Here is a 24,103-nt window from a genome sequence, read left to right as displayed (position 1 = left end):
TCCTAGCCGCCGATTCCGGTCAGCCGTTTGACCGTCGGGAATAGGAGATTGATCGGGGGTTGCTCGCGCGTGGTGACTTCGGCACGAGCCAATGTGCCGCTGGACAGCTGGAGCGGCGGGCCCTTGCCCGACGTCCATCGATAGCCGCTGGGCGTGGCGCCGTCGCGCTCCAACGCCACGCGCATGACATAGGGTGCGCCCTTGTCGGAAAAGCGTTTCACCAGAGTATCGTTGTGGAGATCGGCAGCCATTCCCTCGGGCGTCACGGGGAAGTCGGATACCGCGGCGACCCGGCCCACGATGGCACCGTACTCCTCGCGCTTGACCGGATTCGGCTCAATCCGAACCTCCATTCCCGGCTGGATCGACTTGCCGCGGTCCGGCGGCATGTAGATGGTCGCCTCCAACGTAGGACTCGCGGTTTCAATCTGGGCAACGGGCGTGCCCACCGCCAGCACGACGGCATTCGACACCTTGATCTCCACCACCCGGCCGTCGGCAGGGCTGAGGATGCGCGATCCGCGTTCGAGTTCACCCATAAGCTGCTCGACCGTGCGCCTGGCGTCGTTCACCCTGAATTCCGATTGCAATCGATCGCGCTCGCGCTGGCTCTGCAGCTCGAGCCGCTGCGCATTCAGTTTCAGGACCTCGTTTTTGGAATCAGTGATGCGCTCACGGGCCGCATTGAGCTCGACGCGACGATCCTCGAGATATTTCCGGGTCACGTAGCCGCCGGCTGCGGCGGGCTCCAACTTGGCGACCTCATCGACCAGATAAGCGGCGCGCCGCTCGGCAACGGCTGTGACCTCGCGCAGCCCGGCCTCCTGCGCTGCGTAGTTGCCCTGCTTGGCCTCGATCTCCCGCGAGACCGCCGCGATCAAGTCGGAATGTTCGCGCTCGCGCTCCTTCAGCACGTCCCGTGCCTGCTGCAGCCGCAGCTCGACATCCGGCTGCACGACGCGGGCGATTTCCTGGTCTCGGCGAACGACGTCCCCGATGTGGACTTCGATCGATGCCAGTCGCCCCCGGACAGCCGATACGGCGTCCACCAATCGGCCCCCGCTGCTGAGCAGGATACCCTCGCCCGATACCCGCGTCGGAATGCGGCCCAGCACGCTCCAGGCCAGCAGAACGGCGATGCCGACAGCGAGCGCCAGGGTAGCCACCCAGTCGTAGGGACGCGTGATGCTGACGACATGATCGAGTTGCTCGGGATGGGACAGCCGCTCGATCGCAGCCTCCCGGAATATCCGATTGATCCCGCCTTTCATGCAGCCCCCCGGCGCATCCAGACCCGCGCAAATCCGATTTGGCCTCAAAGGGCCTGCGTTTTCAAGCCAGTATCCGGCGCAAGCAGATTATCCGCGGGGTATGAGCAGACTTTACTTGTGGTTGAGCGGCAACAGGGGCTAATTTCCTTCACCGGAACGTGACCGATTTCGGAGCCGATCCGCTCGGAATGGCGTCGACGCTCCGGGCAGGACCTTGAACCTTCAGGTCCTTGCTCAGACCCATCGAAGGCGGCGGCCAACACGTCGTCGCAGGAAACGATATTGGATCCAGGAGCTGCAAATGGTCGACCAGAAATCCGAGGCAAACGGGGCTCATCCGGAAACCACCCAGTCCGGCGAGCCTGCAAAGGCCAAGACGCCGATCGCGACGATGACTGACGCATTGCCGGATGATCAACTCGACGTCTCTGGTGGCGGTGCCTACCCGCTGACCTACACGAAGGGCATCAACACCGGCGCCGGCGGTTAGCCCCCTTTCAATCCTGACAACACGCGAGCTCAGCGCCGGCCTTGTGCGGCCGGTGCGCGAGACGATTGTGCGTTGGCTCTTCGGAGCAGCCCATCTGGACTGGTGCTGCCTACCGGCAGATGGTCCTTGCCCCCATCTCTTGATGCTGTTGGCCCCAAGGCGAAATCGCGGCGCTACGCGAGGCGTCGATGCATGCGCTGGATGAGCTGCTCGCGCCCGCCGAGCAACATTCGCTCGGCTAGCCTCGATCCGTTTACCGAGCCGCACGAACGTTCGCTGCCACATCCCGCTTGCTGGGTGGGCTCGGAGGGATACAATCCTCCGAGCCTTGGGACGAACGCCCGTGAAACGACGCGATTTCATCTTGGCGATCGCCGGCGCTGCGATCTCGCTGCCAAGGGCGCGAGCGCAACAGAGGCCGCCCCCAGCTGTGGGCTTCCTCGTCAACGGATCGCAACAAGCCGTTCAGTCAAACCTGACGGTCCGTTCGGTGAAGGACCGACTTGCAGAAATGGGCTTCGTCGAAGGACGCAATCTCACGTTCGAATATCAAGCCGCAGACGATCAGCTGGATCGATTGCCCGCCCTGGCCGCCGATCTGGTGCAGCGTCGGGTAGCAGTCATCGCGGCATTCTCGGGGCCGGCAATTTCTGCGGCCAAGGCTGCGACCACCTCGATCCCGATCGTTTTCTTCACCGGGTTTGACCCAGTCACCAGCGGCTTTGTAAAGAGCCTCAACCGACCGGGCGTCAACGCGACGGGCGTGTCGATCCTCGCGCCCGAACTGAACGTGAAGCGACTGGAGCTCCTTCACGAGCTGGTACCGGCCGCAAAGACGATTGCGTTCCTGCACACGCAGACCACGATCAGATCGGAAGATCCCTTCGAGAAGAGCATGCAACAAGCTGCTCGAACCATCGGCGTGAACTGGCTTTCTCTCAATGTAGCCGGCGCGACCGATCTCGATCAGGCATTCGCAAGAGCCAAAGAAGCAAGCGCAGGAGCCGTGATTGTGAAAAGTGATGCTGTTTTCTTGAACAATCGACAGACAACAATCGCTCTGGCGGCTCGCCACAACTTACCCGCCATGTATTTCATCCGCGAATACGTCGCGGAGGGCGGGTTGATCAGTTATGGACCCAACTACAACGATACTTTCCGACAGGTTGGCGAAATGATCGGGCGCGTATTGAAAAGCGAAAAGCCCGAGGATTTACCGGTACGGCAGGTCACGAAGATTGATCTTGTCATCAACGCGAAAACCGCGAAGTCCCTTGGCCTGCCGTTCCCGGCCGCATTGCTCGCCCGCGCCGACGAAGTTATTGAGTGAAGGTGGTTATGCTGCGGTGTAACTTGTCCCTGGTAGGACCATGCATGAAGTAGAACTCGATGCCAGCAGTTGGAAAACTGCTCAAGATTTTCGACTAGCGCTTAAGGCTGCGATAGGAGCTCCGGATTGGCATGGCCACATAGTGGGAGCGTTTCTAGACTCGATTTTTGGAGGCGGGATGAACGCGCTCAAACCTCCCTACGCGATCAAAGTCGTAAACACGGAAAACCTGTCGCCCGAGGTGCGGGGGATCGTCCGCGATTTTTCATCTGCAATCGCGGAGACTCGAGAACGCAGGCTTGCGCGCACTGGTGAGGATGTTGCGGTTCGGCTCGAGATCGAAAGCTAGGAAAAATGTTGCTGCGTGCCAATGAGTCCACGCCCAAGCCTCACCGCGTCCGCCCACTCGCTTCCTCCTCCCGCCCAAACCGCTCCACCAGAAAATCGATAAACAGCCGCACCTTCACCGACAGATGCCGCGTCGGTGGATAGACCGCGTAGAGCGCGAGCGGCGGCGCGGCATAGTCTTGCAGCACGGCGCGCAGCTCGCCCTTCTTCAAAGCGTCGGCCGCGATGAACTCGGGCAGCAGCGCGAGACCCCTGCCCTTGATCGCGACGTCGCGCAGCACCTCGGCATTGTTGACGCAGAGCGACCAGGCCGGCTGGATCCAGTGATCGCCGTCGCGGCCTGTGAGCTTCCACTGGTTGCCGGTCAGCAGGAAGCCGTAGGTCAGCGAGGCGTGCTCGCGCAGATCCTGCGGATGCCTGGGCGTGCCGTGACGCGCGAGATAATCCGGAGAGGCGCAGATCATGCGCGCCACCGGCATGATCTTTCGCGCGATCAGGCTGGAGGACTCAAGCTCCGCGATCCGCAGCGTCACGTCAAAGCCGTCCTGCACGGGATCGAGCAGATCGTCGCTGAGCACGATCTGGAGCTGAAGCTCCGGATAATGCGTCATGAAGTCGGCGAGCACGGGCCCCAGCCGCATCGTGCCGAACGACATCGGTGCGTTGACGCGGAGCAGCCCCCGCGGGGCCGACTGGGCCTGCGTCACCGCCTGGTCGGCGGCCTCGATCTCCGAGAGGATCACGACCGCGCGCTCGAAATAACGCTGGCCGTTCTCGGTCGGGCTCGCATGCCGCGTGGTCCGGTTCAGGAGCTGCACGCCGAGGCTCTCCTCGAGGTCGGCGATGTATTTGCTGATCGCCGAGCGCGATAGCCGCAGCTGGCGGCCGGCCTCCGCAAAGCTGCCGCTCTCGACCACCTTCACGAACGCCCGGAGACTGGCGACCTTATCCAACGGCTCGCCCTGGGGATTGTTTCCAAATCGTAGACATAGACGTCATATTTGCATGGATTGTCTCCAATCCAAAGCGGAACGATATTTCCGGCCAGAGCAAGACCGCTCCCCGAATTCTGGAGGACGACAATGTCTGGACTGCACCATGTCACCGCGATCGCCGGCGATCCCATCCGCAATTTCGGCTTTTACACCCGGGATCTCGGCCTGCGCTTCGTCAAGAAGACGGTCAATTTCGACGATCCCGGCACGTATCACTTCTATTATGGCGACGAGACCGGCCGCCCCGGCACCATCCTGACCTTCTTCCCGTGGGCAGGCGTATCGGCGGGACGCCGCGGCGTTGGCGAGACCCACCAGACCGCGTTCCGCGTGCCGCAGCGCTCGCTCGGCTACTGGACGCAGCGCTTCACCGAGAAGGGCATTGCTTACGAGGCACTGGAAAAGCGTTTTGGCGAGTCCGTGCTGCCATTCACTGATCCTGATGGCATGGCGCTCGCACTGGTCGGCGTCCCCGGCGCCGAGAACGAGCCCGGCTGGAGTAATGGCGACGTGCCGGCGGAGCACGCAATCCGCGGCTTCCATGGCGTGACCCTGCTGCTCGACAGCGCGGCCAAGACGGCCGCCGTCCTCACCGACGTGTTTGGCTTCAAGGAGACGGGGCGCGAAGGCTCGGTGATCCGCTTCAAGGCGCTCGGCGATATCGAAGGCAGCGTCGTCGACATCTACGAGGCCAAGGGCTTTTTGCGCGGGCATCAGGGCGGCGGCTCGGTGCACCACATCGCCTTCCGCGCGGCTGACGATGCCGAGCAGGGCCAGATGGCCGAGAGGCTCGTGAGCAATCACGGCCTGCATCCGACCGAGCAGCGTGACCGCAACTACTTCCGCTCGATCTACTTCCGCGAGCCCGGCGGCGTGCTGTTCGAGATCGCGACCGACATCCCCGGTTTCGCCGTCGACGAACCCGTCGCGACGCTGGGACGAGACCTGAAGCTGCCCGGCTTCCTCGAACAGCATCGCAAGCAGATCGAGGGTGTGCTGCCGAACCTGGAAGAGACCGTGTCATGACCGAGAGTGCATTCATCCATCGTTTCGAGCCCGCGACCAGCGCGGGCTCCCCTCCGCTGCTGCTGTTGCACGGCACCGGCGGCGACGAGAACGACCTGCTCGGGCTCGGCAAGATGATCTCGCCCGGCTCCGCCCTGCTCTCGCCGCGCGGCCGCGTGCTCGAGCACGGCATGCCGCGCTTCTTCCGCCGTCTCGCCGAGGGCGTGTTCGACGAGGAGGATGTGCGCAAGCGCGCGATCGAGCTCGGCGACTTCGTCACGGAGGCGCGGAAGCAATACGGCATCGCCGCGCCGATCGCGGTCGGCTTTTCCAACGGCGCCAACATCGCGGCGGCGTTGTTGCTGCTGCAACCGGATGTGCTTGCGGGCGCGGTCCTGCTGCGCGCCATGGTGCCGCTGTCGGACCCGCCAAAGGCGGAGCTCGCGGGCAAGCCCGTCCTGCTGTTGTCCGGGCAGGCCGATCCGATCGTGCCGGCGAGCAATTCGGCCAAGCTGGCGGCGCTGCTGTCGCAAGCGGGTGCGCAGGTTGACCACAAGGTGTTGCCGGCAGGCCATCAATTGTCGCAGGCCGACGTGACGCTGGCCCGTAACTGGATCGGCAACGTCGCCGCCGAAGCCGCCTAACCAGGAGACGCGGCGCACCGCTCACCGGTGCGCCGCTTCGACGTCCCGTCAAGCGACCTTCCGCCGCATCTGCGCAATCGGGCGCCAGCCTGCGCGAAATTTCCGCTTGCCCGTTTCTGCGCCATGCTTAGAATTTGGGACAAGGTTCCGAAATATGGAACTCTCTTGGACCAGCTGTCATGAGCGCCCTGACCAACGCCATCGATATCCTGCGCTGCTTTTCCAGCGCGCGGCCGGATCTGTCGTTCGCGGACGTGATGACGCTCACGGGCAAACCGAAGAGCTCGACCTCGCGCCTGCTGCGCTCCTTGCGCGATTGCGGTCTGCTCGAACAGGACCCGCACACCCGCCGCTACCGGCCGGGCCTGCTCACCTTCGAGCTCGGCCGGCTGCACCGCGCCCATGACGATCTCATCAGCATGGCCGAGCGCGAGCTGCGCGAGGTCTGCGCGCGCACCGGGCACACCGGCTACATCGCCGTGCTCGACGGCTTCGAGCAGGTCGTGCTCCGGATCGTGCCGGGCTCGAATCCCCTCCGCGTCGTCAATCCGCCGGGCCAGCGCACACCGGCGCTCGCGACCTCGAACGGCCGCGCCATGCTCGCGCGCCTCATCGACGAAGACATCCGCGCCCGCGTGCCGGCGACCTATCCAAAACTGCCGCGCAACTCGCCGCAGAATTTCAAGCAACTGATGACGCGCCTCGACGAGATCCGCCGCACCGGCGTATCCGAAGCTGCCGATGAATCCATCGAAGGCGTCGGCTCGCAAGGTTTTGCGCTCAAGAGCGGCGAGACCGGCGAGATGATCGGCATCGCGGTGTCCTATTCGGTGCAGGCGACCACCGCCGCCGAGCGCGCCAATGTGCGTCGCGAGCTGGCGGCGATGGCCGCGAAACTGCGACGGCTGACCGGCGATCCGCTCGACCAGGACGCCGCCCGCACGCAGACGGGGACGCGATGAGCAGCACCGCAACCACGCGCCCTAACGGCCTTGCTCTCTTCATCCTGCCGAGCGCGCTGCTGTTCGCCTTGTTCTTCTTCCTGCCGATCGGGCTGATGGCGGTGATGAGCGTGCTCACCGGCAATCCCGTGGTGATGCCGAAGGTCGCTTTCACCACGCGGCACTACGCCCGCATGATCGGCGACCCCTATTATCTCGAGGTGATCTGGACCACGATCCGGCTCGGACTCGTCACCACGCTGGTCGCGCTTCTGATCGGCTATCCCCTGGCGCACTGGATGGCGCGCATCAAGAGCCGCACCGGACATGCGCTGCTGCTGATGGCCGTGCTGGCGCCGATGCTGACCGGCATCGTGGTGCGCACCTTCGCCTGGATGACGCTGCTGTCCGACAAGGGCGTGGTCAACCAGACGCTGATGTCGCTCGGCCTGATCGCTCAACCGCTGAAGCTGATGTATAGCGAGACCGGCATCGTGGTCGGCCTCGTCCACATCTATGTGCCCTTCATGGTGCTGACGCTGACCGGCGTGATCGGCCGCATCGACGAACGGCTGGAGCAGGCCGCGGAAAACCTTGGCGCGAGCCCGTTGCGCGCCTTCATCGAGGTGACGCTGCCGCTCAGCCTGCCCGGCATCCTCGCCGGCTCGCTGCTCGTCTTCGCGCTCGCGATCAGCGCCTATGTCACGCCGATCCTGCTCGGCGGCTTCCAGATCATGACGCTGCCGATCCTGATCTACCAGCAGATCTCCGCGAACTTCAACGTCGGCTTCGCTGCCGCGCTCGGCATCGTCCTGCTCATGATCTCGCTTCTGCTCGTCATCGCCTACAACCGCGCGCTCGGCCTCGTCTCCGGCCAGCGCGACCTGCAGTGAGGCGGACGATGAGCACTTCCACCTCGCACAGCCCATCGCTCGCGACGACCCGGCAGGCAGCGCCCGCGCGCACGGCCGGACGCGTCAGGCATTACGGCCGCACCCTTTATCTCGCGATCAACATCGCGATCCTGGTCTTCCTGCTGGCCCCGATCGCGATTGTCGTCGTGTTCGCCCTGAACCCGACGCCCTTCATCCAGTTTCCACCGGTCGGCGTGTCCTTGCGCTGGTTCGAAAAATTCTTCGCCTCGCGCGACTTCATGCATGCGCTCGGCTTCAGCCTCGAAGTCGCAGTCCTCACCACGGTGTCCGCAACAATCCTCGGCGCCTCCGCGGCGCTGGCGCTAGCCCGCGGCAATCTGCCCGGTACGCGGCTGATCGTGGCGACCATGCTCTCGCCTTTGATGCTGCCGGCGATCCTGACCGGGCTCGCGCTGTTCCAGACCTACGTGCTGCTCGACGTGGGCCGTCCGACCTGGGGCCTCGTCGCTGGCCACACGCTGGTGACGCTGCCATACGTGGTGCGCACGACGCTTGCCGTGCTGCATAATTTCGACACGCGCCTGGAGGAAGCCGCGCAAAATCTCGGCGCAAGCCCTGTGCGCACCTTCTTCGAGGTGACGCTGCCGCTGATCAAGCCCGGCGTGCTCGCGGGCGCGATCTTCGCTTTTATCGTCTCCTTCGACCAGTTTCCGGTGTCGCTGTTCCTGGTCTCGCCGGGCAACGAGACGCTTCCGGTCACCCTGTTCAACTATCTCAAGTTCGATCTGGACGGCACCATCGGCGCCGCCTCGGTGGTCTCGATCGTTCTCGCCTTCGTCGTCGTCATCGGGCTCGACCGCACCGTTGGGCTGCGCTCCTACGTCAAATTGTAACCGCTCATTGTAACCAGGGATTCGAGACATGATGAAAGCTTTGGGATCGCTCAGCCGCCGCCGCTTTCTGACCGCGAGCGCCTCTCTCGGTATCGGCACCATCGCCGCGCCCTACGTCGCGCGTGCCGACGATCCGACGCTGCGCATCACCGGCTGGGGCGGCAAGTGGGGCGAGATCATGAAGGCCGAGATCGGCCCCGCTTTCGAGAGCGAGTTCAAGTGCAAGCTCCAGATCGATTCCGCATTCCCATATCTGCCAAAGCTCCAGGCGAGTTCGCGCTCCGCGCCGATCTACGACGTGATGCACACCAATTCCAACGAGCAGTGGGCCGCGGCCGAAATGGGTCTGGTCGAGCCGAAAATCGATCCCAAGCTCGTGCCCAACCTTGCCAATGTCTATCCCTACGCCATCAGCGATAAGATCGTCGGCGTCTCGATCTTCACCAGCGCCATCGGCCTCGGCATGCGTACCGACAAGGGCTACAGCGGCGTCACATCCTGGAAAGAGCTGTGGGACGCGAAATATAACGGCGTCCGCGGCGGCTATGTCATCCCGGTCAACAGCCTCGGCCAGGCCTTCCTGATGATGTGCGGCACGCTGTTCGGCAAAGGGCAGACCGATCTCGATGCCGCCTATGCGGCGCTTGAGAAATTGAAGCCGATCAAGATCGTCGATTTCACCGGCGCGATGGAGAAGATGCTGCTGTCGGGCGAAGTCGGCCTCTGCGTCATCCACGATTCCGGCATCTACCGCTATGACGGCCAGAACCAGCCGACCGATTTCGTCTCGCCGAGCGAAGGCGTCCTCTCGCTGGAGCAGGTTTTGACCATCACGCCCGGCAGCAAGATGAAGGAGCTCGCCAACGCCTATGTGAACTACATGCTCCGCCCCGAGGTGCAGAAGCGCCTCGCGGAGACCGTGTGGTACTCGCCGGCCAACAAGAAGGTGAAGCTCGACGCCAAGTACGACGCCAAGCTGCTCACCACGCCCGAGAAGGTCTCCAAGCTGATCCAGGTCGACTGGAAGTGGTACAACGAGCGCAAGGACGAGATCGACCAGCGCGTCAACCGGATCTTCCGCGCATGAGCGCGTCGATCGAGATCGCCGGCGTCAGCAAAATCTATGACGGCGGCGTCCGCGCGGTGGACGCGGTCGCCATGGACATCCGGCAGGGCGAGTTCTTCTCCCTGCTCGGCCCGTCCGGCTGCGGCAAGACCACGACGCTGCGCATGATCGCAGGCTTCGAAATCCCGAGCGCGGGCGCGATCCGCGTCGACGGATCTGACATCACTCACGTGCCCGCGCACAAGCGCGACATGGGCATGGTGTTCCAGAACTACGCGCTGTTTCCGCATCGGACCGTCGCCGAGAACGTCGCCTTCGGGCTACGCATGCGCGGGCTGGACAAGGCGAGCATCGCGGCGAAGGTGAAGGCGGCGCTGGCCATGGTCGAGCTGTCGGGTCTCGAAGACCGCCGCCCCGCCCAGCTCTCCGGCGGCCAGCAGCAGCGCGTCGCGCTTGCCCGGGCCATCGTCATCGCCCCGCGCGTCCTGCTCTGCGACGAGCCGCTAGGGGCGCTGGACAAGAAGCTGCGCCAGCAGATGCAGTTCGAGCTGAAGCAGCTCCAGAAGAAGCTCGGCCTGACCCTGGTCTTCGTCACCCACGACCAGGAGGAAGCGCTCGCAATGTCCGACCGCATCGCCGTGATGAACGGCGGCCGCGTCGAGCAGGTCGGCACGCCCGCCGAGATCTACAACCAGCCGACGACGCGTTTCGTCGCCGACTTCATCGGCGACACCAACATCTTTCGCGGCGAGAGCACCACGACCAGCACAGGCGCTCCGGCTCTCGACGTCGGCAAAGGCCTGATCCTCGCGTTGCCGCCGACCGCGACGCAAACCACCGGCATTCTCTCGGTGGCGCTGCGCCCGGAAAAGATCCGCCTCTCCCCGCGCGCTGACGCCGCCACCGCGGCCGGCAGCTCTGCCCACGGCATCGTCGAGAACACCAATTTTCTCGGCGGCGCCGTGCTCTACCGCATCACGCTCGAAGGCGGTCATCGCGTCCTCGTGCAACAGCCAAATGCAGGCACGAGTCGCCTGTTCGCTCCCGGCGACGGTGTCACGCTTCAGTGGACCCCGGCCGATCTCGTCGTCTTGAAGGACTAGAGTGCATATGAACATGCCATTGAAGCACCAGCGCATCGGTGTGGTCGTGATCGGCCAGAGTCCGCGCCCCACCGTCGCATCCGAGATCGCCACCGTGCTGTCGCCGGGCATCCAGATCGAGCTGCGCGGCGCTCTCGACGGCATGAGCCGCGCCGAGATCGACGCCATCCCGCCGATGGACGGCTACGACACGCTGTTCACGCTGCTGCCGAACGGCGACGGCGTCACCATCAGCAAGAAGGAAGTGGAGCGGCGCGCGAGCCAGCAGATCACGCGCTTCAAGCACGAGGGCGTCGGCGTGACGCTGATGGCCTGCACCGGCAAATTTCCCAATCTCGCCGCCGACGGTCTCGTCATTCTCCCCTCGGCCATCCTGCACAACCTCGTCGAGGCCGTGCTACCGAAGGGCCGGCTCGGCGTATTCTCCCCGCTGACCGAGCAGACCGCATTGATCGACAAGAAATGGCAGCGCGAGGGCGTCGAGGTCGTCGGTGTCACGCTGCGTCCCGGCTCCGACGATGCCGCCGTCGACGAAGCCGCACGCACCATGGCCGACCTCGAGCCAGATCTCGTGGTGATGGACTGCATCAGCTACACCAGCGCCAACAAGGCGCGCGTGCGCAAGGCCTATCCGGGGCCGGTGATCCTCGGCATCGCCGCCGCGGCCCGCATCGTCGAGGAGCTGGTGTCGTGAGCAAGGCAGAAATGAAGACGATCAGCCTCGAGGAGATCGAAGCACTCGCGGTCGGCGCCTGGATTCTCGGCACCGGCGGTGGCGGCAGCCCCTATCTCGGCCTGCTCAATCTGCGCCGGCTCTATGCCGGGGGCCACAGCGTGCAATTGATGTCGCCGCTCGATCTCGACGATGAGGACTGGGTCGCCGTGGTCTCCAACATGGGCGCGCCGCTGGTCGGACAGGAACGCCTTGCCGACAGCCGCAACATCGCGCGCGCGGTGCGCATGCAGGAGGAGATCAACAACATCAAGTTTCGCGCCGTGATGTCGGTGGAGATCGGCGGCGGCAACGGCGTGCAGGCGCTGATGGCGGCCGCGCATCTCGGCATTCCCGTGGTCGACGCCGACTGCATGGGCCGCGCCTTCCCCGAGGCGCAGATGACGTCGGTTGCGATCGGCGGCCTGCGTCCCTACCCCTGCACGCTGTACGATCCCCGCGGCATCGAGGCCGTCGTCACCAAGGTGCCGAGCTGGAAGTGGATGGAACGGGCGAGCCGCAAGATCTGCGTCGAGATGGGCTCGATCGCCTCCACCAGCAAGGCGCCGCGCACGGGGCGCGAGGTGAAGGACTGGGGTATCCACTTCACCACCACCAAGGCGATCCGCATCGGCCGCGCCGTGCAGGAGGCGAACCGCCGTCACGAGGATCCGATCGCCGCACTGCTCGAAACCGAAGGCGGCAAAAAACTGTTCACCGGCAAGATCGTCGACGTCGCCCGGCGTACCACCGAAGGATTTTTGCGCGGCACCGCCATGGTTGACGGCAGCGATGCCGATCGCGGCACAAGGCTAAAACTCTCGTTCCAGAACGAATGGATCGTGGCCTGGCGCGACGAAGAAGCGATCGCGACCTCGCCCGATTTGATCTGCGTGCTCGACAGCGTCAACGGCCACGGCATCGGCACCGAGACCATCCGCTACGGCCAGCGCGTCACCGTGGTGGCGCTGCCGGCGCCGCCGGTGCTGACGAGCGCCCGCGGTCTCGAATTCGTCGGCCCGCGCGCCTTCGGCTACGACCTCGAATTCCGTTCCCTCTTCTCGCCCGCTGCGGCTGGAGCTTAAGATCCCATGAAACGCATTGGCATCGATGTCGGCGGCACCAACACGGACGCCGTGCTGATCGTCGACGAGAAGGTCGTCCATTCCGTCAAGCGTCCGACCACGGCCGACGTCACCTCGGGCATCCTGGACGCGCTGAAGGCGCTGCGCGCCGAGCCCACTGCCGCGGTGAAGGTCGATGCGGTCGTGATCGGCACCACGCATTTCATCAACGCCGTGGTGCAGCGCCGCCATGTGCAGAAGATCGGTGCGATCCGCATCGGCATGCCCGCGAGCGCCTCGCTGCCGCCGTTCTGCGACTGGCCGACCGATCTCGCATCGCTCGTCAATGGCGAGATCTTCATGCTTGAGGGCGGGCACGATTACGACGGCCGTCCCTTCATGCCGCTCGACACCGCCGGTCTCAAGGACGCGGCCCGAAAGATCAAGGACGCCGGCCTGCGCTCGGTCGCGGTGTGCTCGAGCTTCTCTCCGCTCGATCCCTCCTGCGAGACCACCGCACGCGAGATCCTTGCCGAGATCTACCCCGATGTCGCGGTGACGCTGTCGCACGATCTCGGCCGCATCGGCCTGCTCGAGCGCGAGAACGCCGCGCTGCTCAACGCGTCCCTGCACGACCTCGCCGTCACCACGGTCGCGGCCTTCCGCAAGGCGATCGCCGACAGTGGCATCGACGCGCCGCTGTTTTTGACCCAGAACGACGGCACGGTGATGCAGGCCGAGATCGCCACCGCCTTCCCGGTGATGAGCTTTGCCTCCGGCGCGACCAACTCGATGCGCGGCGCCGCGCATCTCTCAGGCCTCGACGACGCCATGGTGGTGGATGTCGGCGGCACCACCAGCGACATCGGCCAGCTGCGCCACGGCTTTCCGCGCGAAGCCAATGCGGTGGTCGAGGTCGGCGGCGTGCGCACCCTGTTCCGGATGCCTGATCTCTTGTCGATCGGGCTCGGCGGCGGCAGCCATGTCGACGAGGATCCGGTGCGCGTCGGCCCGCTCAGCGTCGGCTATCGCCTGACATCGGACGCGCTGGTGTTCGGCGGCTCGCGTCTCACCGCCACCGACATTGCGGTGGCGGCCGGTCTGATCGACATCGGCGACCGCTCCCGCGTCGCCAACCTGCCGAAGCGCCTGATCGAGGGCGCGATGCGCGATGCCTGGCGCAAGCTGGAGGAAGACATCGACCGCATGAAGACCGAAGCCGGCGACGTGCCGCTGCTTGCGGTCGGCGGCGGCGCCTTCCTGGTGCCGGATCGCCTGCCCGGGATCTCCGAGATCGTGCGCGTCCCGCATGGCGACTGCGCCAATGCGGTGGGCGCCGCGATCGCGCAGGTCTCTGGCGAGGCCGACCAGGTGTTCCGCGATCTCAGCCGCGAGGATGCCATCGCCGCCGCGCGCGGCATCGCAGCCGACCGTGCCGTGCAGGCGGGCGCCGCGCGCGCCAGCCTCAAGACCGTCGATGTCGAGGACATGCCGATCGCGTACCTGCCCGGCAACGCACTCCGGGTGCGTGTGCGTGTTGCAGGGGCGATCGCCGATCCGGATCTGCCGGCGGCGGCATAGCTGAGGCATCCTCAACAAACATAAATGCGAAAACAACCCCATGCACAGTAGCCAGCGGCAACAGATTCAACGACTTACGCAGATAGCCAGGTCCCTTTGACACGTCGGGCAAAACAGGGGTATAATGCTATTATTCCGAAGTCTGAGCGTTGCCCTCTTTCTCGAGGAATACCGGCGCGAAAGGCCTCTGGATCGATGGCTCGGCGGCGCTGACCTTGTCGGCCTGTTTTCACTCGGTGACCCGCTTCTTTGTATCCTCGCGTCAGTCGGACATCCGCGCTTCGTCTGCTCGGCGCGCGGCGCTGACATGCGGCTGAACTTCAACGGGAGCACCCCACGCACTTGAGCGATGGGTTATCAGAATACACCAAAGTGAGAGGCGCGCAGGCCAGTGGCACGGCCGTTGCGCGCAGCCGTGTGCCTCGTGGCGGTTGGTCGGCGTCGGATGTTGATTGGGAGCAAACACCACCCGTAAATTTCCCAAGTGTCCGCCTATCACCCTCCTGGTTAACTGGTGCTGTCGAGCACCGCCATGAAAGCGCCGAAGCCAAAGCAATGGGCCGAGCAGGAAGTCCGCCGATTGATCAGGCTCGCCCGGCAGGGAGTTGGGGCATCGAAGATAGCCGCCGAATTGGGGCGTCACGCCGGGTCGGTGCGACGAATGGCGCGGAGCATGGGAATACTGTTGAAGAAGTAGCCGGCACGCTTCTGGTCAGGCACATAGAAGCGAACAAACTATTCTGCGAGGGCCGCGGTCGGTTGTGTGATACCGCGCTCTCCATGAAGCGGTGAGCCAACCTGGCAAAGTTCGATATGATCGAGCGACACATCGCGGGCCAAATGCTCCCAATACTCAGCTTCGGCGAGCAGTTTCCAACTTCGATCAGGATGATGCGCGGCTGTCTGACGGCACAGCGATGCCATCGCGCGCAGGCGACTCGCAGTATCCATTTACTCCTCCCGGCAATTTTTGTTTTTTGCACCTTATTTTCTTTTTTTGCGACGGAGTCATTATGATTATGGCGCAGAACTAATTTTCACTTTCCGGACGTGATTCGAGTTCGTTACGACTTCAAATCGTTCGAGCACAACTGGTGAAATCCAGTGACGTTCAACGCAGCCACCGCGAGCAACACGAGGCTGCGACATTATTTGCCGAGAGGGAGCAAATCGGATTCTGCTGGATCGAGTCGCCGACGAACGGACGATCTGGAGACATCAACTTTGCACCAGGCCAACAGGTCACATTGGATGAAGAGAACGTAGATGCTGCCAACTCAGGTGGGCCTCACTCCTCTTTCGGACGGGGTCGTGAGCCGGTGGCAATCTTGCTATTGCTCGCTCCAACTCCCCGGCGATCGCCCTGTAGCGAGCGAGCAATCTCGTGAATGTGTCGCGCTTGATTTGGTTCTTGGCAGTTTTCTGAAGTTGCTCGCATTCGGCGATCTGCGCGCGGAGCAGTTCTAGCTGGGCCAGCGTTTCCTTCATTGCTATTCCCGCGAGAGCCGCAACCTGGCAAATCAACGCTCCCGAATTTAATCTAGGGCGCGTACTCATAAACTTGCGCGGCCACCTTCGTACGAGGTCCGCTCTGCCCCTCATAGCGGCGCGTTGGCGTACCTAACCCTAGGTCCGCGTTGGGCCAACAGCAGAAGTCATGCCATATTCAGCTCGTCGCCACGGCTGAGTATCTGGCTGCGATGGTCATTCCGGCAGCCCGGCTCGCCGCAATCCTTCTTCAAATCGCGAGAGGTCTTCCGCCCGCCTAAAAGGGCCCACCACGTCTTTTAGAGTCGAAACACGTAGCGTGGGGTTGAGTTGCTGCAGCCGAGCCACGGCCTGATGTGCTTGCTCCGGGCGTCCGGCCATTGCATTGCTTGCGGCGGCGATCCGTAGTCCAGGTTGATAGTCCGGATTGTCCTGCAATGCCATTGCCACCCACGATGCCGCTTCGGCATAGCGGCCCAGGAAGAAATGTGCATGCGCGGTCCCCGCCCGCGCGGCTGACGCCCGCGGATCAAGTGGGCTCAGGCGCATGGCACGCGCGAAGCGCTCGATCGCCGGTTCCGGCTCCCCGAGGTAGTTTTTTGCCCAGCCGCCGTAAAACCATGCCTCGGCCAAATTGGAATTGAGCACAAGCGCGCGATCGATTAAGCTGGCCCCTGCCTCCAGATCGCGAACAATATGCGCTAACGCCCACCCGCTGGCGGCGTGCGCCATCGCATCATCTTTGCCCAACTCAACCGCCCGCTGAGCGAGCCTCGTCACTTGAGCAATCTCGCTCGGTGTGCCTGAAATCCAGCCATTGCCCTTGGCATAGGCGTAGCAAGAGGCGGCACGAGCGTAGGCCGACGCAAAATCCGGGTCGATCTCGATCGCGTTGTTGAACAGGCGTAGCGCCTCGTCGTTCACTTGCCGGCCAGCAAACTGATAAAACCTGGCCAAACCGCGCGAATAGAGGGCATAGGCATCGAGACTCTCGGTCGGCTTGCGCTTGGCACGCTCGATCTCGGCTTTCTCCAGCGCTGGCGCGATCGCCCCGACAACGCTCTCAGTCACCTGGTCCTGCAGATCGAAGACGTCGCCGAGACCACCATCAAACCGGTCCGCCCATAGATGTGCGCCGGTGGCGGCATCGACGAGCTGTCCCGTGATGCGCACTCGGTTTGCTGCTTTGCGAACGCTGCCTTCCAACACGTAACGCACCCCTAGCTTTCGCCCGATTTGCTTCACGTCAACGGCGCGCCCCTTGTAGGTGAAGCTCGAATTGCGGGCGATGACGAACAGCGCCTTGAACCGGGATAGCGCCGTGATGATGTCATCTACCATTCCGTCCGCGAAATACTCCTGTTCGGGATCACCTGACAGGTTGTGGAACGGCAACACCGCGATCGAAGGCTTATCGGGCAGCGTAAGGGCGGGTTTCGACGGTTCTACGGCGTTATCGGTGACTACCGCGCCTGCGGCTCCCTGCGCTTCCCGCACTGGTCCGACGAAACGGAAGCCCTTGCGCGGCAGGGTTTTGATGAGGCGTTGTTCCTCACCAGAATCGCCGAGCGCACTGCGGGCGGCATTCAGGCGCGTTGTCAGCGCCGCATCGGACACGATACGGCCGTTCCAAATGGCATTGATGAGGTCGTCTTTACTGACGACGCGCCCCCTGTTGCGGATCAGGTAGTCGAGCAGATCGAATACCTGTGGCGCGACGGAGACGACGTCCGCCCCGCGATGCAGCTCGCGCCGGTCAGTGTCGATTGCGTACTCCTCGAAGAGATAGCGCAAGCTGCTAATCCCTCAGGCGGCCTCCGATCGTCGGGGCCTCTAGCACCGCTTGGAACGCAAAGAATAAGCCCCCGGTAAGGAAAATGTAAGCCGAATGTCAAGCGCGCTCGCTCATGCCTTGGCACCCTCGTCCGGGTAGAAACAACGCCCAGGAGATTCCGCCATGAGCACGACCTACGGTGCAACTGGGTTCGGACAGTGGGCCGTATCGACGCGGCGCGTCTCCAGTTTTTTCATGACATATTGGGGCGCGTTTCAGGAACGGCGCAAACGCCAGAGGTTGATAGCCAACTTGTGCGACCTAAGCGACAGGGAGCTAATGGATATCGGTACTACGCGCGGCGAGATCGACTATGTCGCCTCGAACAGGGGTATCGATCCGCGGGGCATCCGATCCGCCGAATGATCGTTCGATTTCTGCCAAGTAAGGATGGGATGGTCGGACACGACTAGACGCATCATTGCCCAGAGTCCGACTTCCGGTAGGGGTCACAAGCCGCCGATCACAGCTAAGGTGCGAGACTTCCGGTGTGCGTTTGTGAGCGGACGGTTATGAGTACACGCCCTAGATGCTTGGGGGTTCGACGACATCAAGTCGAGGACGCAGTCTAATTGGGACAATCTCTCTGACAAATCGTCTCGTGGGCGTCGCGTTTCCTTCCGACAGGAGACGCCAGCCGTGTTCGGTCGCACCAACAAAGAGGCCATCCGCGCGGCATTCCACGTGGTCAACCGCCAGGTCGGCAACCTCGCGCCGATGTCGACGCGTTTTCGAGTTGGTTGATCTGGATCAAGCCAACCGAAGCCCTATTCAAGAGGATTGATCGGGCAACGCGCAGGGGGCTCGGGATGAAACGTTGGGTGGGGCTTGTCATCGCAGCACTCATGGTCGCCGGATCGCGCTCGAGCGATGCCGCCGTACGGATCACAGACGATCGAGGCGGATCGATCGGGAAGTACATATACAAGTATGAACGGCTGCGCGCTTCAGGCCAGAATGTCATCATCGATGGTTTCTGCGCGTCGGCTTGCACGATTGTCCTGGCGACCCTGCCCTCCGAAAGGATCTGCGTGACGTCGCGGGCTGAGCTGGCGTTCCACGCCGCATGGGATATTGGTCCTCGCGGACGGGCTGTCACGAACGCCGGCGCGACGCGTATGATGTATCTCATGTATCCCGCAACGGTGCGACGCTGGATCGCCCATCGCGGCGGCCTGACGCCCCGAACGATATTCCTCCGCGGAAACCTGCTGCAGGCGATGTATCGCTCGTGCCCATCCTGAGCCCGCGGGAAAGCTCCCGAGACGTTCGGCCCAAGACAAGACTGACAGGCAGATGGCTGCGGCGATTGGCCGTAGAAGCGGTCAGATCCGGTGGCCGCGACAAAGGCTGAGTGAAGACTGCAAATTCGGTTGCAGAAACAGCTTGAGGTGCCGGCCCAAGAGGTCGCCTCTGGTCCGGAACACTCGGCGGCGAGAGAGCTGAGAGCAGGCGGCGGCCCTCGGTCACCGCCGTCCGCGCTCACTTGGTCTTTTCAATACTGATACGGATATTGATTCGGACAGACGTAGCTGCCGGAGGCGTTGTAGTAGCAGCCGCTGTTGTAGTTGTTATTGTAGTAACCGTAGGCTCCGTAGGCAGCGGCGGCACCCACCGCGGCAGCACCATAGCCCGGACGGTAGTAGCCGCCGCCTGGATAGCCGGCAACCGGACGCCCCGGGCGACCAGCCACCGGGCGCCCCGGATAGCCGGGTCGACCTGCAATCGGGCGGCCTGCTATCGGATGCGACGGCCGAACTCCTCCGGCCACGCCATAGCCGCGACCGCCGTGGATGCGTCCGGCATGAACCGCGCCTCCCCCAACGTGGGCAGCACGCATGCCACCGCCGTGAAAGCCACCGGCGCGCATGCCGCCACCATGAAATCCTCCTCCACCGTGGAAGCCGCCACCTCCACCACGGCGAGCAAACGCGTCATCGGGCACCAGGCTGGCAGCGACGAGGATAGCTGCCGCGAAACCAATCAGACCATAGCGAACCATGAGCTTCCTCCTGATGGTGAGGCGCCATCGATCGCTGGCTTCCGCGCGTGATGCCCGCGCCAACGGCGACGGCACCAGCACATGCACTTGGCATTTCGTTGTCTCGTGCTTGATCTAAATCAAGCGGCCAGCGCGCAGCGACAATTGATCGCGTAGGTTCCCGACAGGAACCGAAAGCATCTGGCTGGCGCGGCGCCGCCGGATGAAAGGTTGTCCCCGCGAATTCAACTCGCGGGATTCGCGCACCGACACGCACGTTTCATTTGTCTTTAGGGCGCTGCGGCTTTCCCCTTCCAGCAGCCTGCGAGGTTCGGCTTGTGGGGGCCTCAAACACCGCGATTCGGCGGTCGAGCTGCCATAGCTCAACGTCGTTGACATCAACCAGTTGCGCAGCACGTTCTCGTGCTTCCTGCTCGTCGGCACACTGCAACTTGGCCACGCTTATGACGCGGTGGTGCTGATCCAAAAGGTAAGCTCGGTAGTGCGTCATCCCCACGCCTCCCCAACCGGCTGTTCTTAATTGTTGGGGAATTGGAACGGAGCGGGCTTTCTCCGTCTGTTCGAAAAGCGACAAACGGATGCTCTTTTGCTCGCAAGTGTGGGAATCGAGATACAGGCGCGCATCGCGAGCCGTGTCTACCGGCGTCGCGGCCCTCTCCCCAACAAGGCAGGGCTATCGCATATGAAAAGAGGAGTTACGGATAGCTCGCGCACAACGCATCCTTTGAGACGCCCGCCGATGGCGGGCCCTCAGGATGAGGGCGGCGTGCGCGGCAGCTATTTCAAACGGGGCCAATGCTGCTCAGCCTCATCCTGAGGAGACCGCTGGAAGCGGTCGTCTCGAAGGACGAGGCGCTTGCGCAGGCCGCCACCAAGACGCCATCTGCGATAGCCCTACTCCCAATACCAGGTCGAGAAATCGTTCTCGAACTGCGGGACTTCCTTCCAGACGCCCTTCAGCTTCTTGTTGGTGACAGTCGGCCATTGCGGCTGGAACAGGTAGGCGGAGGCGGCGTCGGTGGCCAGCATGCGCTGGGCATCGCCGAGCAGTTTTGCGCGGGCGGCTTCATCCGGCGTCGAGACGATCTGCTTGTAGAGCGCGTTGAACTTCTCGTTGTTGTAGCCGAGATAGTAGTCCGGCTCGGTGATCTTGACGAGGTCGAACGGCTCGACATGGCTGACGATCGTGAGGTCGAAATTGTGCGGACCCGTGGGCCCGAACACCTGCGACAGCCACTGCGCCCATTCGACGTTCTCGATCTTGGCGACGATGCCGACCTTGGCGAGCTGGGCTGCGACGATCTCACCGCCCTGCCGCGCATAGGGCGGCGGCGGCAGCTTCAGCGACAGCTCGAGCGGCGTGGTGACACCGGCCTCGGCCAGAAGCTTCTTGGCCTTCTCGGGATCGTAGGGGTTGATGGCGGTGGTGTCGACATAACCGACCGATCCCGGCGTGTAGAAGCTGCCGATCGGCGTGCCGAACCCCTCGACGGCGCCGTCGATCAATGCCTTGCGATCGATCGCAGCGAGGATGGCGCGGCGAACGCGGACGTCATCCAGCGGCTTCTTGCGGTGGTTGATCGCGACGATGGTCTTGGCCCTGGAACCGCCGATCAGCACCGTGAAGCGCGGGTCAGCCTTGAACTGAGCAACGACGCGGGTCGCGATGCGCGGAAACGCGTCCACATCATTCGAGAGCAGCGCCGCGGCCTGGGCGGCCGGATCGGAGATGAAACGGATCGTCACCTTCGAGAGCTTGACCGCGGCGGCGTTGCGGTAGTCGGCCCATTTGGTCAGCGTGATCGAGGAGCCCTTGGCCCAGGCACTGAGCTGATAAGGCCCGGTCCCGACCGGCTGCGTGACGTTCGTCGCCGCGCTCTTCGGCTCGACGATCGAGCCGCTCGCCTGTCCGAGCAGGAACGGCAGGTTCGGCTCGGAGTTCTTCGAGGTGATCACGATCGTGTCGGCGTCGGGCGCGGCAACGGACTCGAAGCTCTGGAACAGGCTCTTGTCCTTGTTGGTGCTGGTGGCGACCGCGTTGCGCTCGAACGAGAACTTCACCGCGGCCGAATCGAACGCCTCGCCATTGTGGAATTTGACGCCCTTGCGCAGCTTGAACGTATAGGTCTTCAGGTCGGGCGAAGCCGTCCAGCTTTCCGCGAGGAGCGGCGAGACCGAGCCGTCCTCGCTGATCTTGGTCAGGGTCTCGTAGATGTTGTAGAGCGTGACCTCGGCAATCGCGGCGGCCGCGGCGTTGGTGGGATCGAGTCCCGGCGGCTCCAGCGTCATGGCCATGACGACGCTGTCCTTCTTGCTCTGCGCCAGCACCGGCAACGGTGCCGCAGCAAGGGCGGCGGCAAATGCGACGATCGATAGCTTCCTGAACATCTCGTAACTCCCCGGCCTGCTGTCTTCGTGAGCCTACGCCAATCCTGCTCCGGACACTAACCTTCCATGGCCGCCTGCGGCAACGCCATCACGGCCTCCGCCTTGTGGCAGGCGGCAAGGTGCCCCTCGCCGACCTTGCGTAGCTCAGGCAGGACCTCGCGGCAATGCTGGTCGGCAAGCGGACAACGCGCCACATAGGGGCATCCGGCAGCCGCCGCCGATTGCGAGGCGATCGCCTGGGCCCCGCGCCGCCGCCGGCCGCCGCCGGCGCGCGCCCGCGGCACGGCGTCCAGCAGCGCCCTTGTATAGGGATGAGCGCAATGTTCGAACAGGTCCTCGGGACGGCCCTGCTCGACGATCCGGCCAAGATACATCACCGCGACCTCGTCGCAGAGATAGTCGACGACGGCGAGGTCATGGCTGATCAGGATGTAGCTTAGGCCGAACTGCTCCTGGAGGTCCTGCATCAGGTTCAGAACCTGGGCCTGCACGGAGACGTCGAGCGCGGAGACCGGCTCGTCGGCGACGATCAGTTTTGGTTGCGTGATCAGCGCGCGCGCAATGGCGATGCGCTGGCGCTGGCCGCCGGAGAATTCGTGCGGGTATTTGTCCATGTCGGCTTCGCGCAAGCCGACCTGCTTCAGCACCGCGGAGACGCGTTCGCGGAATGTCGCGCGATCGGCGCCCTCCAGAACGGTCAAGGGCTCGGCGACGATGCGCGCGATGGTCTGGCGCGGATCAAGCGATCCATAGGGATCCTGGAACACCATCTGGAAATCGCGGCGCGCGCGACGCAATTCGTCCGCCGGGATGCGGTTGAGATCGCGCCCGAGCAGCGCGACCTGGCCCGAGGTCGGTCGCTCCAGCGCCATCACGACCCGCGCGAAGGTCGACTTGCCCGAGCCGGACTCGCCGACGATGCCGAGGCTCTTGCCGGCCTGGACCTGCACGCTGACGCCGTTGAGCGCGCGCACCTGGCCGGGCGGGCGAAACAGGCTTTCGCGCGGCAGCGTGTAGCGCTGCTCGAGGTCCTTCACGTCGAGAAGAGGTTCGGCGCTCATGCGGACAGCGCTCCGACATTCGCGGCCATCGAGACATCGGTGCGAACACAGCGCACGACGTGACCGCCGCCGACCTCGACCATCTGCGGCAGCGCGGCGCGGCATCTGTCCTCGACCAGCGGACAGCGATCGCCGAAGGTGCAGCCGGCCGGCAAATCCGCGAGCTCCGGCACCGTGCCCGAGATCGTCTTCAGCCGTGTTCCCTTGCGCGCACCGAGCTTCGGGCGGGCGCGGAAGAGCCCTTGCGTGTAGGGATGGCCCATGCGGCGGAACACCTCTTCGGTCGGGCCGCTCTCGACGACGGTGCCGCCATACATCACCATCATGCGCTGCACGTTCTCGGCGATGACGCCGAGATCGTGCGAGATCAGGATCATCGACATGCCGCGCTCCTCGACGAGATCGGCGATGAGATCGAGGATCTGGCCCTGAATGGTGACGTCGAGCGCCGTGGTCGGCTCGTCCGCGATCAACAGATCGGGCTCGCAGGCGAGCGCCATCGCGATGGTGATGCGCTGGCGCTGGCCGCCGGAAAACTGGTGCGGATAGGCATCGACGCGCCTGGCCGGATCGGGCAGCCCGACGCGGTCGAGCAAGGCGATCGTTTCTCGCCGGGCCTGCGAGGCCGAGTATTTCTTGTGACGCCGCAGCGGCTCGGCGACCTGATCGCCGATCGTGTGCATCGGATTGAGCGCGGTCATCGGCTCCTGGAAGATCATGCTGATGCGATTGCCGCGCAGGCGGCAGTAGTCCGCATCGGGCAATCCCGCGAGCTCGCTGCCGTCAAGCTTGATACTGCCGGTGACGAGCGCGCTATCAGGCAAGAGCCCCATCAGTGACAGCGCGGTGACCGACTTGCCGCAGCCGGATTCGCCGACGAGCCCCAGCGTCTCGCCGCGCTTGAGCGCAAAGCTGACGCCATGCACGGCCTGTGCCGGTCCGCGGCTGGTGTTGAGACGGACGCCGAGATTGCTAACCTCGATCAGCGGCATGGTCTGTCGCTCGCCCATCG

The 24,103-nt window shown here is 63.8% G+C and carries 25 protein-coding genes; 16 read left to right on the top strand and 9 right to left on the bottom strand.

The annotated features are described in order from the left end of the window. Positions 1 to 2: 2 nt before the first annotated feature. Complete coding sequence (locus tag RAD15_RS27570) at positions 3 to 1,271, bottom strand: NHLP bacteriocin system secretion protein (RefSeq protein WP_458181361.1); 1,269 nt, start codon at positions 1,269 to 1,271, stop codon at positions 3 to 5. A gap of 301 nt (positions 1,272 to 1,572) precedes the next feature. On the opposite strand from RAD15_RS27570, the gene RAD15_RS27565 reads away from it, so the two are divergent. From RAD15_RS27565 to RAD15_RS27555, 3 genes are all read left to right on the top strand, one after another. Then, complete coding sequence (locus tag RAD15_RS27565; RefSeq protein ID WP_458181360.1) at positions 1,573 to 1,761, top strand: hypothetical protein; 189 nt, start codon at positions 1,573 to 1,575, stop codon at positions 1,759 to 1,761. 343 nt (positions 1,762 to 2,104) lie between these two features. After that, positions 2,105 to 3,091, top strand: a complete 987-nt coding sequence (locus RAD15_RS27560; RefSeq protein WP_458181359.1) for an ABC transporter substrate-binding protein — start codon at positions 2,105 to 2,107, stop codon at positions 3,089 to 3,091. A 40-nt stretch (positions 3,092 to 3,131) separates the two neighbouring features. Then, positions 3,132 to 3,440, top strand: coding sequence for a barstar family protein (locus RAD15_RS27555; protein ID WP_458181358.1), 309 nt, complete (start codon positions 3,132 to 3,134; stop codon positions 3,438 to 3,440). A gap of 40 nt (positions 3,441 to 3,480) precedes the next feature. Here the strand turns inward: RAD15_RS27555 and RAD15_RS27550 are convergent, their stop codons facing one another. Next, positions 3,481 to 4,392, bottom strand: coding sequence for a LysR family transcriptional regulator (locus tag RAD15_RS27550; protein ID WP_458181357.1), 912 nt, complete (start codon positions 4,390 to 4,392; stop codon positions 3,481 to 3,483). 129 nt (positions 4,393 to 4,521) lie between these two features. Here RAD15_RS27550 and RAD15_RS27545 point away from each other — a divergent pair, with 129 nt between their 5' ends. The 10 genes from RAD15_RS27545 to RAD15_RS27500 all read left to right on the top strand — a co-directional run bounded on the left by RAD15_RS27545 (position 4,522) and on the right by RAD15_RS27500 (position 14,318). Continuing rightward, entirely contained in the window at positions 4,522 to 5,460 is a 939-nt protein-coding gene (locus RAD15_RS27545; RefSeq protein WP_458181356.1) for a ring-cleaving dioxygenase, read from the top strand. Beyond that, positions 5,457 to 6,083 (top strand): alpha/beta hydrolase, encoded by a 627-nt coding sequence (locus RAD15_RS27540; protein ID WP_458181355.1) that lies wholly within the window; start codon positions 5,457 to 5,459, stop codon positions 6,081 to 6,083. The genes RAD15_RS27545 and RAD15_RS27540 overlap by 4 nt, the downstream gene beginning before the upstream one ends. A 179-nt stretch (positions 6,084 to 6,262) precedes the next feature. Then, complete coding sequence (locus tag RAD15_RS27535) at positions 6,263 to 7,045, top strand: IclR family transcriptional regulator (RefSeq protein ID WP_458181354.1); 783 nt, start codon at positions 6,263 to 6,265, stop codon at positions 7,043 to 7,045. Beyond that, positions 7,042 to 7,917 (top strand): ABC transporter permease, encoded by an 876-nt coding sequence (locus tag RAD15_RS27530; RefSeq protein WP_458181353.1) that lies wholly within the window; start codon positions 7,042 to 7,044, stop codon positions 7,915 to 7,917. Before RAD15_RS27535 ends, RAD15_RS27530 begins: the two co-directional genes overlap by 4 nt. Before the next feature lie 8 nt (positions 7,918 to 7,925). Next, complete coding sequence (locus RAD15_RS27525; RefSeq protein WP_458181352.1) at positions 7,926 to 8,792, top strand: ABC transporter permease; 867 nt, start codon at positions 7,926 to 7,928, stop codon at positions 8,790 to 8,792. A gap of 28 nt (positions 8,793 to 8,820) precedes the next feature. After that, positions 8,821 to 9,879 carry an ABC transporter substrate-binding protein gene (locus RAD15_RS27520; RefSeq protein WP_458181351.1) on the top strand — a complete coding sequence of 353 codons (1,059 nt, stop codon included), beginning with the start codon at positions 8,821 to 8,823 and terminating at the stop codon, positions 9,877 to 9,879. After that, positions 9,876 to 10,961 carry an ABC transporter ATP-binding protein gene (locus tag RAD15_RS27515; RefSeq protein WP_458181350.1) on the top strand — a complete coding sequence of 362 codons (1,086 nt, stop codon included), beginning with the start codon at positions 9,876 to 9,878 and terminating at the stop codon, positions 10,959 to 10,961. The genes RAD15_RS27520 and RAD15_RS27515 overlap by 4 nt, the downstream gene beginning before the upstream one ends. Before the next feature lie 7 nt (positions 10,962 to 10,968). Continuing rightward, complete coding sequence (locus RAD15_RS27510; protein ID WP_458181349.1) at positions 10,969 to 11,655, top strand: AroM family protein; 687 nt, start codon at positions 10,969 to 10,971, stop codon at positions 11,653 to 11,655. Further along, the gene (locus tag RAD15_RS27505) at positions 11,652 to 12,758 is read left to right on the top strand and encodes a DUF917 domain-containing protein (RefSeq protein ID WP_458181348.1); all 1,107 of its coding nucleotides are present in this window, start codon (positions 11,652 to 11,654) and stop codon (positions 12,756 to 12,758) included. Before RAD15_RS27510 ends, RAD15_RS27505 begins: the two co-directional genes overlap by 4 nt. Before the next feature lie 6 nt (positions 12,759 to 12,764). Beyond that, on the top strand, positions 12,765 to 14,318 hold the full coding sequence (locus tag RAD15_RS27500; protein WP_458181347.1) for a hydantoinase/oxoprolinase N-terminal domain-containing protein: 1,554 nt from the start codon (positions 12,765 to 12,767) through the stop codon (positions 14,316 to 14,318). A 735-nt stretch (positions 14,319 to 15,053) separates the two neighbouring features. On the opposite strand, the gene RAD15_RS27495 is transcribed toward RAD15_RS27500, so the two are convergent. Then, on the bottom strand, positions 15,054 to 15,269 hold the full coding sequence (locus tag RAD15_RS27495) for a hypothetical protein (RefSeq protein WP_458181346.1): 216 nt from the start codon (positions 15,267 to 15,269) through the stop codon (positions 15,054 to 15,056). A gap of 753 nt (positions 15,270 to 16,022) precedes the next feature. Continuing rightward, positions 16,023 to 17,600 carry a winged helix-turn-helix domain-containing protein gene (locus tag RAD15_RS27490; protein ID WP_458181345.1) on the bottom strand — a complete coding sequence of 526 codons (1,578 nt, stop codon included), beginning with the start codon at positions 17,598 to 17,600 and terminating at the stop codon, positions 16,023 to 16,025. Positions 17,601 to 17,763: 163 nt separating this feature from the next. On the opposite strand from RAD15_RS27490, the gene RAD15_RS27485 reads away from it, so the two are divergent. Continuing rightward, positions 17,764 to 18,006: a DUF1127 domain-containing protein gene (locus RAD15_RS27485; protein ID WP_458181344.1), complete on the top strand. Its 243-nt coding sequence runs from the start codon at positions 17,764 to 17,766 to the stop codon at positions 18,004 to 18,006. A gap of 443 nt (positions 18,007 to 18,449) precedes the next feature. Beyond that, complete coding sequence (locus tag RAD15_RS27480; protein WP_458181343.1) at positions 18,450 to 18,884, top strand: hypothetical protein; 435 nt, start codon at positions 18,450 to 18,452, stop codon at positions 18,882 to 18,884. 251 nt (positions 18,885 to 19,135) lie between these two features. On the opposite strand, the gene RAD15_RS27475 is transcribed toward RAD15_RS27480, so the two are convergent. Further along, positions 19,136 to 19,411 carry a hypothetical protein gene (locus RAD15_RS27475; RefSeq protein ID WP_458181342.1) on the bottom strand — a complete coding sequence of 92 codons (276 nt, stop codon included), beginning with the start codon at positions 19,409 to 19,411 and terminating at the stop codon, positions 19,136 to 19,138. Positions 19,412 to 19,444: 33 nt separating this feature from the next. On the opposite strand from RAD15_RS27475, the gene RAD15_RS27470 reads away from it, so the two are divergent. Continuing rightward, positions 19,445 to 19,693, top strand: coding sequence for a hypothetical protein (locus tag RAD15_RS27470; RefSeq protein ID WP_458181341.1), 249 nt, complete (start codon positions 19,445 to 19,447; stop codon positions 19,691 to 19,693). Between the two features lie 208 nt (positions 19,694 to 19,901). On the opposite strand, the gene RAD15_RS27465 is transcribed toward RAD15_RS27470, so the two are convergent. The 4 genes from RAD15_RS27465 to RAD15_RS27450 form a co-directional block, all read right to left on the bottom strand. Next, a complete protein-coding gene (locus RAD15_RS27465) occupies positions 19,902 to 20,132 on the bottom strand; it encodes a hypothetical protein (protein WP_458181340.1) in 231 nt (76 codons plus the stop codon). A gap of 404 nt (positions 20,133 to 20,536) precedes the next feature. Then, the gene (locus tag RAD15_RS27460; protein ID WP_458181339.1) at positions 20,537 to 22,030 is read right to left on the bottom strand and encodes an ABC transporter substrate-binding protein; all 1,494 of its coding nucleotides are present in this window, start codon (positions 22,028 to 22,030) and stop codon (positions 20,537 to 20,539) included. A 56-nt stretch (positions 22,031 to 22,086) separates the two neighbouring features. Continuing rightward, a complete protein-coding gene (locus RAD15_RS27455; RefSeq protein ID WP_458181338.1) occupies positions 22,087 to 23,091 on the bottom strand; it encodes an ABC transporter ATP-binding protein in 1,005 nt (334 codons plus the stop codon). Next, positions 23,088 to 24,101, bottom strand: a complete 1,014-nt coding sequence (locus RAD15_RS27450) for an ABC transporter ATP-binding protein (protein ID WP_458181337.1) — start codon at positions 24,099 to 24,101, stop codon at positions 23,088 to 23,090. Before RAD15_RS27450 ends, RAD15_RS27455 begins: the two co-directional genes overlap by 4 nt. Positions 24,102 to 24,103 lie beyond the last annotated feature (2 nt).

It is taken from the genome of Bradyrhizobium sp. 14AA, from assembly GCF_054185205.1.
Note: the sequence above shows the minus strand (reverse complement) of the source record. Positions and strands in the feature narration are given on the sequence as shown.